The following is a 12,174-nucleotide window of genomic DNA, read 5'->3' as shown; positions in this document are numbered from 1 at the left end:
TCATGAGTATGTTCCGTTCATCTCGCCGACAAGCGGCACTCGATTTGGACCTTTTGATGCCGGAAACGCCGCTTCGCCAAACGTGGCGAACCCGCAACAGCCAGCAGGACATCATAGATGCCGAGTTTGTCACGATAAAGGAAACGCCCTTACGTGACTATGGAAACGACAATCGCCATGCGGCTTATCAACAGAGCAAGTCGCAAGCTTTGACGGCACTTGGCGCTTTTCGGTTTTTCATTCACCGTTTGGATAGGAAGCTGTCAGGTCTTTCGGTCGATGGATATTCGGCAATCGTCGCCGCAACCGTGGTCAGCGTTTTCTTTTTGTCCGGCGGTTTCACGATGATCCCGTACGAAAAGACGGCCGTTGCTGCTCCCGTCGATCCGCTTGGAATTACTCATGTCAGCATCACTCCGCAAGATGCAGGCGGGATGGAAGTTCTGCTGATCAACGGCATTGTGGAAAACAATGGCCATGACGTGCAAGCGGTGCCGACCATTCGTGCCGACCTCTTCGTGGCGAAAGGCGAGAAGGTGGCAAGCATGTTGATCGAACCGCCAGTGGCCGAAATCAGGCCCGGCTTGAGCCATGGTTTCTCGGCAAAACTGCGCCATCCCGGTGGAAAAACGCCGGAAATCCGGCTTTCCTTTGCACAAACGGATGTTTCTGACCGCTGACTGTGCTACCGGACGCCCTCGTTCCTTCCCGGTTTGACCTATCAGGTGGTAGGTCAGGCCGGATTCAGCGCAGGAGAAGACATGCCCGTCGTTCGTGGAAAAAATATCGAACCCCTCTACACTGCCGAGCAGATTGCCGAGCGTAATCGCGATCTTGCCAAGCGCATTGCCGGTGGGCCAACGAATGACTTGCTGGTTATTGCAGTTCTGAAGGGCTCGTTCATTTTCGCTGCCGATCTGATTCGCGCCCTGCACGATACGGGCCTGGCACCGGAGGTGGAGTTTATCACGCTGTCCAGCTACGGAACGGGAACCGTCTCTCAGGGCGTGCGGATCGTCAAGGACATCGACAGCGATGTGAAAGACCGCGATATTCTGCTGGTCGACGATATCCTCGAATCCGGTCGCACATTGTTGTTTGCGAAAGAACTGCTTTATGAGCGCGGTGCACGCAGCGTTTCGATTGCCGTCCTTCTGGATAAGAAAGTGAAGCGCAAGGAACAGCTTGAAGCGGATTATGTCGGCTTCGAATGCCCAGATTACTTCGTCGTCGGTTATGGCATGGACGTGGCTTATGCCTTCCGCGAACTGCCTTTCGTCGGTGTTGTCACGGGCGACGCGGAATAAGAGAGAGGCGTCTCAGTTTGACACGCAGCCGCCTTACGAGGGGCATGGATTGTTAACCATGCCTCCCGGATAGCACGCGGCATTTACCTCTTGCAAAGAGAAATGACCGAGTTTGTTGCTCGCTGGAATGAATACCAGGAGCAATGGAAAATGGCGAAAATTTTGATTACCGAAGACGAAGATGCTTTGCGCACCTTCGTGGCGCGTGCCCTGCGTCTGGATGGGCATGAAACCTATGAAGCCGCCGATGGCGAACAGGGTTTCGAAAAACTGAGCGAGCAAAATTTCGATCTTTTGCTGTCGGATATCCGCATGCCGGTCATGGATGGCATCGAGTTGGCGCACCGCGCTTCATCGCAGTTTCCGAATCTCAAAATCCTTTTGATGACGGGTTATGCTGAACAGCGCGAGCGCGCCGATGACCTGATGGAAAAAATCATCGACGTCGTGCCGAAGCCCTTTGCGCTTCCAGACATCCGCAAGGCAGTCGCCCGTGCACTGGCAGCCGTTCCCGCTTAAAAGCCGTCAGGTTCCCTCTGGACCATACCTTCATGCCCGTATTGCTGCGGGCTGAGCTTTTGGTTTTCGTCAACGCGTCTCCACAGATTACGCCGAGAAAACCTCGTTGCCGCCAATCCAGGTGCTTATCATATGGTAGTTTTCGGTCAGAACCACGAAATCGGCATCGTAGCCTACCTGTAACCGGCCTTTGCGGTCGGCGATGCGAACGGCTTGCGCGGGATAAAGGCTTGCCATCCGCACTGCTTCTTCGAAATCGAGGCCGAGTGTCTGGTGAACGAAGAGGACGGAAGACAGCATGTCGATATCAGCACCCGCAAGCGTTCCGTCAGCAAGCGTCAGGCGCCCGTCCTTGCGATAGATCTGGCGGTCGTTCAGGGTTAGGCCGGTCATGTCCGTGCCGATTGTCGACATGGCATCGGTTACGATGAAAATTCGCCCTGGCCCCTGCTTTGCGCGGAGCGCTATGCCCATGGATGCCGGGTGGACATGGAAGCCATCGGCGATAATACCGGTCGAAAGACTGCCAAGGTCCAGTGCTGCGCCGACCAATCCGGGTGTGCGGTTTTCCAGCGGGCTCATGGCATTGAAAAGGTGGGTTACTGTGCGTGCACCTGCTTCGGCATAGTTTTTTGCGGTCTCATAGGACGCGTTCGTGTGCCCAAGGCTGACGGTAAAGCCACCATCTGCCAAGGCAGTGACCTGTTCCAACGTGGTGTTTTCTGGCGCGATGGTGATCATCAATGCCTCGAAGCTATGGCCGATGGCCAGAAGGCGCTCGAGGTCGATATCTTCCATTGATCGGATCAGGCCGGGATGATGAGTGCCCTTGCGGGCCACGGAAAGATGTGGGCCTTCGAGATGCAGGCCCAGAAAACCGGGAATTTTTGCCGATTTGGCTTCTAAACCGGCTTTGATCGTTGCGGCCGTGATCTCCCGCGTATCGGTTATCAGCGTTGGCAGAAGAGCCGTGGTGCCGAATTTTGCGTGTGCTGCGCAAATGTGCCTTATACCCTCGACCGACTGGTCATCGTTCAGCATAACGCCGCCGCCGCCGTTGACTTGCAGATCGATAAAGCCGGGCACGATGGTCGCACCGTCTGCATCGATCTGCGTGGCACCGGATGGTAGTTCGATCTTTGCGACTATGCCCACGACCTTCCCGTCCTCAATCAGCAGGGCGCTATTCTCATGCCAATCGAAGCCATCGAAAATTCGGGCATTGGTCAGTGCTTTCACCATGATCAGTGCGTCTCCGTGACTTTCTTGAGGGCCGGTGGCGCATCCGGGTTGAACCCGCGTGAGCGCGACCATGCTTCGACAAAACCGTAAAATGGTACAATCAGAGCCAGGGAGTCGGTGAGCGGATGACCCGTTTCCACAAAGGGGAGGCGGCGTGCGTGGGCCGCACCATCTGCGGTGATGAACGCAAGCGCACCTTTTTTAGCAAGGCCATCAGCGGTGGCCAGCACGGATGAAAGGGCCGCATCGCGCGCTGCGAAGGTGACGACCGGAAAGCGGCGATCAACCAGAGCCACCGGCCCGTGAAGCACCTCGGCGCTGGAATAGGCCTCGGCGTGCATTTCCGACGTCTCCTTGAATTTCAAGGCGGCTTCGCTGGCAATGGCCAAGGACGGGCCACGACCCAACATATAAAGCGATTCCGCTTCACCCAGTTCGGCTGCGAGTTCATGCCAGTCCAGCGTTACGGCCTGAGCAAGCTTTTCTGGCAGTTGCTGGATGGAGCGCTGCAAATCCGCATCCGCGGTCCACTCGGACAGGATTGCCAGACCTGCCAACACAGAGTTGAAGAAGGATTTGGTTGCCGCGACCGCAAGTTCTGGTCCTGCATTGATATCGACAGCATGAGCCGACGCATCGGAAAGCGGTGAGGGTTGTGTGTTGGTAAGCGATATTGTCAACGCACCGGATGCTGCCGCAGATTGGGCAAGCGCGACGATATCCGGGCTTTTGCCGGATTGCGAAATCGAGATCGCTGCCGCCTGATCGAGCTTCAGTGATTTACCGTAGATCGACGCCAGAGAAGGGCCGATGGAGGCGACTGCGCGGCCAGCCTGTTGTTCAATCGCGTATTTGAGGAAATGTGCGGCATGATCGGACGAGCCGCGCGCGATGGTGATGAGAAAGGCAGGATCGCGCTCGCGCAGCGCTTTGCCCGCTGCTTGCAGAGTATCATGCGAACGGCTCAGCAGGCGGCTGGCTGCATCGGGAATTTCGTTGATTTCTTGGCGCATATGCGTCGTCATGGCATTCTCTTTTCTGGTATCAGCCGTCGGTCAATGTCATTTCGGCTACGAAATCATAGGCATCGCCGCGATAAAGCGAGCGGGTCAACTCCACCACGCGGCCGGAATCGAGATAGGATATCCGCTCGATGGCAAGACCCGCAGAACCTTCAGGAACGGCCAGCAATGCAGCGTCCTCGCGGGTCACATTGCAGGCCCAGATGCGCTGAACAGCGCGGACGGGCTTGTAACCCGTGCGATGAAGTTCGGCATAAAGAGAAGTTCCCACCGCCTTTGGATCGGGCAGGATATCGGAAGCAAGGCTGGCGCGTTCGATGGCAAGTGGCAATTCATTGGCGATGCGCAAGCGCTCCAGCCGTGCAACCATCATATCGACCTTGAGGCCCAGCATCATCATTTCGTCCGATGACGGGTGAAAAAGCCCACGCCCCAACCATTCGGAACGAGTGACATAACCGCGCCGCGCCATATCCTCGGTGAACGAGGTCAGTCGCGACAGCGGTTGTTGCAGGCGCGAGACGGGTTTCATGACGAAGGTTCCGGAACCGTGCTTACGGGTCAGCAGACCGTCTTTCACCAGATCATCCACGGCCTTGCGCACTGTTACCCGGCTAACATTCGCAAATTCAGCGAGATCTCGTTCGGGCGGCAATGCTTGGCCATGGCTGAGTTTGCCGGACAGGATGGCGTCTTCCAGCGATTGCCGAAGCTTCATATAAAGCGGTCCTGATCCGCTCGACTGTAGATCATCTGGGGACAGGAACTCGGACATTGCTTCTGTCATATTGCACCTGCCTCTACGTTCGAGAAGGCGGCTTTCGCCAGCGCAATCGAGCCGGCAAGCGCGTCTTCTGCTGGTTGAACGAGGCGCTCCCGGTGGCGCGCTGCGAGATATGGCGCATAAAGGGCAGACAGCCCGCCGAGAAGGCACAGTCTGCCACCGCCCGTTATTTCAGATACGCGGTCCAGTGACTGATCAATAAAACTTGCCGACTGCCTCAAAATTGCGAGTGCCGCTTCGTCGCCAATTGCAGCAAATTCGAAGACGCGGGGTGCGTAACGGCCATAGTCGCCGGGTTTGGCTGCCTGTGAAAAGGCCACCATTTTGCGCGGTTCATTGCTGAAGTCATCAAGCATGGCGCGGGTCATCGCAGTTTGTGGTGCTATCCCATCATAGGCAAGCAGGCTTTCCTGCAACGCCATTTGTCCCAGCCTGCCGCCACTGCCCAGATCACCGAGGTGATAACCCCAGCCGCCAACATAACGAACGTCTGCGCCAGTGCGGGCGATGTAAATCGTTCCGGTGCCGAGAATGGCGACTGCGCCATCACCATCGCTAAGAGCGCCTTGTAGCGCGATCAACCCGTCGGATTCGATGATCGACTGATGAAACGGCAGGCGCGGCATGACATAGGCGACGGTATTTTCGACATGGTTGCCAGCAAGTCCAAGATACGCGGAAGCATGTCTCACAAGGGCTGTGTCAAGTCCCGCATCCGTGAAAGCAGCTTTCGCTGCATCTGCAATGTTCAGGATTGCCGTGTCGGGCGCAGTCATAATGTTGGACGCACCGCTTTTGCCACGGCCCAGAATAAGGCCGTTGGCATCTGCGACTGCTGCCCGGCAACTTGTGCCGCCGCCGTCGATTCCCACGAGATATCGCTGCATGAAACTGTCTCCTGAGAAGAAGATACCAAAAAAATACCAATATCCAAGAGATAAAAATTAATTTTCTTTTATTGATAAAATATCGAACTTAAACAACGGTTTAATCGGTATCTTTGGTTTTGGGAACGTAAAAAATAAACGAAAAATTAAAAGTCGCTGGACAATTGGTATTTTTTTGGCATTAAATTCGATGACAGGGAGTTTTCGAATGAGCGCAGGCGGAACGGAAGGTTTGCACGAAAAAGCAAAGGGGCTCGACACGATGGTGCCGGGTGATGTTCTGTTGCTTTTGAGTTCGGGCCAGCAGGAAGCTGCGCGGGCTGTGGATGCGGTGCGTGATGCGATTGCTGCGGCGTCGGCACTTGCAGCCGATGCCATCGCGTCTGGATGCAAGCTGGTTTACGCCGGTGCGGGAAGCTCCGGTTTGATGGCGATGGCCGACGGGCTGGAATTGCCGGGAACCTACGGCATCGGGCGTGACCAGATCGAGATTCTGTTTGCGGGCGGTGCGAGCAATCTGTCCGATATGCCGGGTGCGCCTGAAGATGATGTGGAGCAGGCAAGGATAGATGCGCAGGCAGCGATCGGTGCGGGAGACTGCGTCGTTGCAATTTCCGCCAGCGGATCGACGCCTTATGCTTTGGCTGTCGCGGACGTGGCGCGGAAAAAAGGCGCGCGGGTGGTGGCCATTGCCAACAACCCGGATGCCAAGCTGTTTAATGATTGTGACGTTGCAATTCTGCTGCGCACGCCGCCGGAATTCGTATCAGGCTCGACTCGCATGGGAGCGGGAACGGCACAGAAAATTGCGCTCAATATGTTTTCGACGCTGATGGCGATCCGTCTTGGCCATGTGCATGACGGTTACATGGTCAATCTGCGGGCTGATAACAAAAAGCTGGTGGACCGCGCGGCGCGGATCGTATCCGGCGTCACGGGCGTAGACGTAAACGAGGCTGGACGATTGGTGGAAAAGGCGTCCGGCTCCGTGAAGATCGCGATCCTGCTTGCTGCAGGTGCGAAAGATGAGAATTCGGCTGAAACCATGCTCGAGACAAGCGGCCACAATGTTCGGCGCGCGCTTGGGCTGATCGGCGGATAGGACTGGGAAAAATCACAAGTGATGGGCGCCGTGGCGGCGTTACACCAAGAGGGAGAACAAAATGACCCGTAATCTCACGAAAACACTTCTACTGGGCGCGAGCCTGTTGGGCTATGCCGGCTTGGCATCTGCCGCAGACGTGACGTTGACCATCGAAAGCTGGCGCAACGACGATCTGGCAATCTGGAAAGACAAACTTATTCCAGCATTCGAGGCAAAGAATCCGGGCATCAAGCTCGTGTTCCAGCCAATGGCACCGACTGAATATAATGCCGCACTCAATGCCAAGCTGGAATCCGGCTCTGCTGGCGACCTCATCACATGCCGCCCGTTCGATGCCTCGCTTGAGCTTTTCAAAAAGGGCTATCTGGGTGATCTGACCAAGAACCCTGGCATGGAGAACTTCTCCGACGTTGCAAAAACCGCTTGGTCTACGGATGATGGTGCCAAAACCTTCTGCGTGCCGATGGCATCTGTTATCCACGGTTTCATCTACAACAAAGACGCTTTCGACGCGCTGAAAATCGAAGTTCCGAAGACGCAGGCCGAATTCTTCGCCGCTCTCGACAAAATTAAGGCTGACGGCACATATATTCCGATGGCCATGGGCACCAAAGACCTTTGGGAAGCCGCAACCATGGGCTACCAGAACATCGGTCCGAACTATTGGAAGGGCGAAGAAGGCCGCCTCGCGCTGATCAAGGGTGGTCAGAAACTGACGGATGCCGATTGGGTAAAGCCCTATGAAGTGCTTGCCAAGTGGAAGCCTTATCTCGGTGATGGTTTCGAAGCCCAGACTTATCCAGACAGCCAGAACCTATTTACGTTGGGTCGCGCCGCTATCTATCCGGCTGGCTCCTGGGAAATCTCCGGCTTCAATACGCAGGCTCAGTTCAAAATGGGTGCGTTCCTGCCACCAGTCGAGAAGGAAGGCGATGCTTGCTACATCTCCGACCACACCGACATCGGCATGGGCGTGAATGCAAAGTCCAAGCACCCAGAAGAAGCGGCCAAGTTCCTGACCTGGGTGTCTTCGCCGGAATTTGCTGATCTTTATGCAAACGCACTGCCGGGCTTCTTCAGCCTGAACAAAACTGCCGTGAAGATGGCTGATCCTCTTGCTCAGGAATTCGTGTCTTGGCGCGAAAAGTGCAAGCCAACCATTCGTTCGACCTATCAGATCCTGTCGCGTGGCACACCAAACCTCGAAAACGAGACTTGGGTTGAGGCAGCCAATGTGATCAATGGTACCGATACACCTGCTGTTGCTTCTGAAAAGCTGCAAAAGGGTCTCGACGGCTGGTACAAGCCTGCGAAGTAAGCCTCACGGTTTTTGGTACGATGGCGGTTTTGCGACCGCCATCGCGCTATGCATTCCAACTGCATAGCGCAACGATCCATTTTCAATTTCCGAGACAATCTGGACTGGTCCCATGAGCGCCGATATCACTTCAAATGATCAAAGATCGATCAGGCGACCGATCCGCTGGCATATCCTTGTCTTCATGCTGCCGGCATTTCTGGTCTATACCGCCGTCATGATCATTCCGCTCGGCGGCACGCTCTGGCTCTCCTTCTTTAATGAAGTCGATGGGCAGAGGGCTTTTGTGGGATTGCAGAATTTCAAAACGCTTTTCGGTGAGGACCGCTGGTCCGTCAGCTTCTGGAACGCGCTGCTCAACAACACCTATTTCTTCATCATTCACATGCTGGTACAGAACCCCATAGGCGTGGCGCTTGCGGCATTGCTGTCGCTGCCAAAGCTGCGTTTTTCCGCCTTCTATCGCACAGCCATTTTTCTGCCGACACTGCTGTCATTTGTTATCGTCGGCTTCATCTGGAAGCTGATCCTCTCGCCGCTTTGGGGTGTGGCACCAACGCTGCTTGATCTTGTGTATCTGAAATCCCTGTTTGCGCCGTGGCTTGGACGACCGGGTTCGGCGCTCATTGCCGTATCATTGATTTCGGTGTGGCAATATGTCGGCATTCCTATGATGCTGATTTATGCTGCGCTTTTGAACATTCCAGACGAAGTGATCGAAGCGGCCGAAATGGACGGTATCACCGGCTGGAGCCAGTTCTGGAAGATCAAGCTGCCACTTATCTTGCCTGCCGTCGGCATCATCTCTATCCTCACATTTGTCGGCAATTTCAACGCCTTCGATTTGATCTACACGGTGCAAGGCGCGCTTGCCGGGCCGGATGGATCGACTGATATTCTTGGAACCCTGCTTTATCGCACCTTCTTCGGTTTCCAGCTTCAGCTCGGTGATCGCTCAATGGGCGCAACGATTGCGACGGTGATGTTCCTCATCATCCTCGGTGGCGTCAGCTTCTATCTCTTCGCCATCCAACGCCGCATGCGCCGCTATCAGTTCTGAAAGGAGAAACAGAAATGTCGAAAGCCCGTTCCTCCTTCGCCCGCACGGCCTCCGCCCATGCGGTTCTGCTTGCCTACACCGCCATTGCGCTGTTTCCGGTGGTGCTGACGATTATCAACTCGTTCAAGTCGCGAAACGCTATTTTCCGCAATCCGATGTTGCCGCCGACGCCTTCAACGTTCGATCTCGTCGGCTACACCACTGTGCTGGGGCAGGGCGATTTCGTGCATTACATGCAGAACTCGCTGATCGTTACGGTCGTGTCGATTGCGCTGGTGTTGCTGTTTGGAGCGATGGCAGCGTTTGCGCTGTCGGAGTACCGCTTCAAGGGCAATATGCTGCTGGGCCTTTACATGGCGCTCGGCATCATGATCCCTATTCGGCTTGGCACGATTGCCATTTTGCAGGGTATGGTGGCGACCGGGCTGGTGAATACGCGCACCGCCCTCATTCTGGTCTACACCGCTCAAGGCTTGCCGCTTGCGATTTTTATTCTCTCGGAATTCATGCGCACCGTGTCCGATGATCTGAAAAATGCCGGGCGCATCGATGGACTTTCGGAATACAAAATCTTCTTCCGGCTGGTGCTGCCGCTCATCCGCCCATCCATGGCAACCGTTGCCGTCTTTACGATGATCCCGATCTGGAATGATCTATGGTTCCCGCTGATCCTTGCACCGAGTGAGGCAACAAAAACAATTACGCTCGGCACACAAATCTTTATTGGCCAGTTCGTGACCAATTGGAACGCCGTGTTGGCGGCGCTATCGCTGGCGATTGCTCCGGTGCTTGTCCTCTACACCATCTTCTCGCGGCAACTGATCCGCGGTATCACGGCAGGAGCGGTGAAATGAGCACGCAACCCCTCAAGGTTCTGGTCGCCGGTCTTGGCAATATGGGTTTGAGCCATGCTCTGGCCTACGCCGCCAATCCCGGTTTTGAAATCGTCGGTCTCGTCAATCGCTCGAAGCCCGTGCTACCGGAGCCGCTGGCGGGTCACGAAATCTTGTCTTCATTCGATGGGGCACTGGCAGAGCTGAAGCCTGATCTATGCTCCATCAACACCTATTCCGATAGCCATGCCGCCTTTGCGATCAAGGCTATGGAAGCGGGTTGCCATGTGTTCGTGGAAAAGCCGTTGGCGACCACGGTGGCGGATGCGGAGCGCGTTGTCGCCTGTGCCCGCGCCAATGGCCGCAAACTGGTGGTCGGCTATATCCTGCGCCATCATCCGTCATGGATAAAGCTGATCTCGCTCGCCCGCGAGCTTGGCGGACCTTATGTTTTCCGCATGAACCTCAATCAACAGTCCTCAGGCAAAACCTGGGATACGCATAAGGCGTTGATGCAGACCACGCCGCCGATTGTCGATTGCGGCGTCCATTATGTCGATGTCATGTGCCAGATCACCGATGCCAAGCCGGTATCGGTGCGCGGCATGGGCTTGCGCCTCTCCGATGAAATCGCGCCGGATATGTACAATTACGGCCACCTTCAGGTGACGTTCGAGGACGGCTCCGTCGGCTGGTATGAGGCGGGTTGGGGACCGATGATTTCGGAAACCGCCTTCTTCGTGAAAGATGTGATGTCGCCCAAGGGCTGCGTATCGATCGTGATGGACCCGAATGCCAAATCCGACGATATCGATACCCACACCAAAACCTCGACGATCCGTCTGCACAAGGCGCAAACCGGGCCGGATGGCAAGTTTATAGAGCCGGACCGGTTTCTCACGATGGAAGGCGAGCCGGGACATCAGGAACTGTGCGACCGCGAGCAAGCCTATGTGCTGAAAGCCATCCGCGAGGATATCGATCTCAACCGACACATGACCGACGCCGTACAATCGCTGCGGATCTGCCTTGCGGCAGATGAAAGCGCGCGCACCGGCCGCATGGTCGATCTTTGAATCTGGAGAAAATCGTTGGGTAATCTGACACTCAAATCCGTCGCCAAATCCTTCGGCCCCGTTGATGTGCTGAAAGGGATCGATCTGGAGGTCAAGGACGGCGAGTTCGTGATCTTCGTCGGCCCTTCTGGCTGTGGCAAGTCCACCCTGTTGCGCACCATTGCCGGGCTGGAAGATATCAGCTCCGGCGAGATCGTCATCGATGGTCGCGAAGTTTCCTCCGTGCCACCCGCCAAACGCGGCATCGCCATGGTCTTCCAGTCCTATGCGCTTTATCCGCACCTTACGGTGAAGGACAATATGGGCCTAGGCCTCAAGCAAGCCGGAACGCCGAAGGACGAGATTGAGAAGCGGGTTGCCAACGCGTCCTCGTTGCTGTCGCTTGGTCCCTATCTGGAGCGACGTCCGGCGGAACTCTCCGGTGGTCAGCGCCAGCGCGTTGCCATTGGTCGTGCCATCGTGCGCGAACCAACATTGTTTCTGTTCGACGAGCCGCTCTCCAACCTTGATGCCGCACTGCGCGTGCAGACCCGTCTGGAAATCGCCCGCCTGCACCGTCGCCTGAAGGCAACGATGATCTATGTGACCCATGACCAGGTTGAGGCGATGACGCTGGCCGACAAGATCGTTGTTCTGAACGCCGGTCGCATCGAGCAGGTTGGTTCGCCGATGGAGCTCTACAATCGCCCTGCCAATCTGTTCGTCGCCGGCTTTATCGGTTCACCTCAGATGAATTTCATCGATGCCGACCGTCTGCACGAGAGCAGCTATAAAACACTCGGAATCCGCCCGGAACATTTGTCGCTGTCTCGCGAAACCGGCACATGGTCGGGCAAAGTCGTGCATGTCGAGCATCTGGGAGCCGATACAATCGTCTATCTGGAAAGCGATACCGTTGGCCTTCTGACGGTGCGTCTGTTTGGCGAACATGCCTATGCGCCTGACGATGTGGTGTACGCATCTCCAAGCGGCGGTGCGACCCATCGTTTCGATGCGGATGGCAACGCCGTTCGGACATGAA

At 55.9% G+C, this 12,174-nt stretch carries 13 protein-coding genes; 9 read left to right on the top strand and 4 right to left on the bottom strand.

Features of this window, described 5'->3' with window-relative positions; translation table 11 throughout:
- The first annotated feature begins 8 nt into the window (after positions 1–8).
- The 3 genes from RMR16_RS18475 to RMR16_RS18465 all read left to right on the top strand — a co-directional run bounded on the left by RMR16_RS18475 (position 9) and on the right by RMR16_RS18465 (position 1,826).
- Entirely contained in the window at positions 9–680 is a 672-nt protein-coding gene (locus RMR16_RS18475) for a hypothetical protein (protein WP_320199006.1), read from the top strand.
- An 81-nt stretch (positions 681–761) separates the two neighbouring features.
- A complete protein-coding gene (gene hpt / locus RMR16_RS18470; protein WP_320198773.1) occupies positions 762–1,307 on the top strand; it encodes a hypoxanthine phosphoribosyltransferase in 546 nt (181 codons plus the stop codon).
- A 150-nt stretch (positions 1,308–1,457) separates the two neighbouring features.
- Positions 1,458–1,826: a response regulator gene (locus RMR16_RS18465; RefSeq protein ID WP_320198772.1), complete on the top strand. Its 369-nt coding sequence runs from the start codon at positions 1,458–1,460 to the stop codon at positions 1,824–1,826.
- Between the two features lie 87 nt (positions 1,827–1,913).
- Here the strand turns inward: RMR16_RS18465 and nagA are convergent, their stop codons facing one another.
- The 4 genes from nagA to RMR16_RS18445 are packed head-to-tail and all read right to left on the bottom strand — an operon-like array spanning position 1,914 to position 5,761.
- Positions 1,914–3,074 (bottom strand): N-acetylglucosamine-6-phosphate deacetylase, encoded by a 1,161-nt coding sequence (nagA, locus tag RMR16_RS18460; protein ID WP_320199005.1) that lies wholly within the window; start codon positions 3,072–3,074, stop codon positions 1,914–1,916.
- Positions 3,071–4,093: an SIS domain-containing protein gene (locus RMR16_RS18455; RefSeq protein WP_320198771.1), complete on the bottom strand. Its 1,023-nt coding sequence runs from the start codon at positions 4,091–4,093 to the stop codon at positions 3,071–3,073. The genes nagA and RMR16_RS18455 overlap by 4 nt, the downstream gene beginning before the upstream one ends.
- 19 nt (positions 4,094–4,112) lie before the next feature.
- The gene (locus RMR16_RS18450) at positions 4,113–4,877 is read right to left on the bottom strand and encodes a GntR family transcriptional regulator (protein WP_320198770.1); all 765 of its coding nucleotides are present in this window, start codon (positions 4,875–4,877) and stop codon (positions 4,113–4,115) included.
- Positions 4,874–5,761, bottom strand: a complete 888-nt coding sequence (locus RMR16_RS18445; RefSeq protein ID WP_320198769.1) for a BadF/BadG/BcrA/BcrD ATPase family protein — start codon at positions 5,759–5,761, stop codon at positions 4,874–4,876. Before RMR16_RS18445 ends, RMR16_RS18450 begins: the two co-directional genes overlap by 4 nt.
- A 208-nt stretch (positions 5,762–5,969) precedes the next feature.
- On the opposite strand from RMR16_RS18445, the gene RMR16_RS18440 reads away from it, so the two are divergent.
- From RMR16_RS18440 to RMR16_RS18415, 6 genes are all read left to right on the top strand, one after another.
- A complete protein-coding gene (locus RMR16_RS18440; protein WP_320198768.1) occupies positions 5,970–6,863 on the top strand; it encodes an N-acetylmuramic acid 6-phosphate etherase in 894 nt (297 codons plus the stop codon).
- A 61-nt stretch (positions 6,864–6,924) separates the two neighbouring features.
- Positions 6,925–8,184 (top strand): ABC transporter substrate-binding protein, encoded by a 1,260-nt coding sequence (locus tag RMR16_RS18435; protein WP_320198767.1) that lies wholly within the window; start codon positions 6,925–6,927, stop codon positions 8,182–8,184.
- A gap of 112 nt (positions 8,185–8,296) precedes the next feature.
- A complete protein-coding gene (locus tag RMR16_RS18430; protein WP_320198766.1) occupies positions 8,297–9,244 on the top strand; it encodes a carbohydrate ABC transporter permease in 948 nt (315 codons plus the stop codon).
- A gap of 14 nt (positions 9,245–9,258) precedes the next feature.
- Positions 9,259–10,098, top strand: coding sequence for a carbohydrate ABC transporter permease (locus tag RMR16_RS18425; RefSeq protein WP_320198765.1), 840 nt, complete (start codon positions 9,259–9,261; stop codon positions 10,096–10,098).
- Positions 10,095–11,153, top strand: a complete 1,059-nt coding sequence (locus tag RMR16_RS18420) for a Gfo/Idh/MocA family protein (RefSeq protein ID WP_320198764.1) — start codon at positions 10,095–10,097, stop codon at positions 11,151–11,153. Before RMR16_RS18425 ends, RMR16_RS18420 begins: the two co-directional genes overlap by 4 nt.
- 15 nt (positions 11,154–11,168) lie before the next feature.
- Positions 11,169–12,173 (top strand): ABC transporter ATP-binding protein, encoded by a 1,005-nt coding sequence (locus RMR16_RS18415; RefSeq protein WP_320198763.1) that lies wholly within the window; start codon positions 11,169–11,171, stop codon positions 12,171–12,173.
- Position 12,174: the final 1 nt, after the last annotated feature.

Source organism: Agrobacterium sp. rho-13.3 (assembly GCF_033957765.2).
Taxonomy (GTDB): domain Bacteria; phylum Pseudomonadota; class Alphaproteobacteria; order Rhizobiales; family Rhizobiaceae; genus Agrobacterium.
The sequence above is the reverse complement of the archived record's forward strand: the minus strand, read 5'-3'. Positions and strand labels throughout refer to the sequence as shown.

What these genes read in the sequence shown, in the direction of transcription:
- RMR16_RS18475 (WP_320199006.1), top strand. Translation starts at nt 9, where the DNA reads ATGTTCCGTTCATCTCGCCGACAAGCGGCACTCGATTTGGACCTTTTG.
- hpt (WP_320198773.1), top strand. Translation starts at nt 762, where the DNA reads ATGCCCGTCGTTCGTGGAAAAAATATCGAACCCCTCTACACTGCCGAG.
- RMR16_RS18465 (WP_320198772.1), top strand. Translation starts at nt 1,458, where the DNA reads ATGGCGAAAATTTTGATTACCGAAGACGAAGATGCTTTGCGCACCTTC.
- RMR16_RS18455 (WP_320198771.1), bottom strand. Translation starts at nt 4,093, where the DNA reads ATGACGACGCATATGCGCCAAGAAATCAACGAAATTCCCGATGCAGCC.
- RMR16_RS18450 (WP_320198770.1), bottom strand. Translation starts at nt 4,877, where the DNA reads ATGACAGAAGCAATGTCCGAGTTCCTGTCCCCAGATGATCTACAGTCG.
- RMR16_RS18445 (WP_320198769.1), bottom strand. Translation starts at nt 5,761, where the DNA reads ATGCAGCGATATCTCGTGGGAATCGACGGCGGCGGCACAAGTTGCCGG.
- RMR16_RS18440 (WP_320198768.1), top strand. Translation starts at nt 5,970, where the DNA reads ATGAGCGCAGGCGGAACGGAAGGTTTGCACGAAAAAGCAAAGGGGCTC.
- RMR16_RS18435 (WP_320198767.1), top strand. Translation starts at nt 6,925, where the DNA reads ATGACCCGTAATCTCACGAAAACACTTCTACTGGGCGCGAGCCTGTTG.
- RMR16_RS18430 (WP_320198766.1), top strand. Translation starts at nt 8,297, where the DNA reads ATGAGCGCCGATATCACTTCAAATGATCAAAGATCGATCAGGCGACCG.
- RMR16_RS18425 (WP_320198765.1), top strand. Translation starts at nt 9,259, where the DNA reads ATGTCGAAAGCCCGTTCCTCCTTCGCCCGCACGGCCTCCGCCCATGCG.
- RMR16_RS18420 (WP_320198764.1), top strand. Translation starts at nt 10,095, where the DNA reads ATGAGCACGCAACCCCTCAAGGTTCTGGTCGCCGGTCTTGGCAATATG.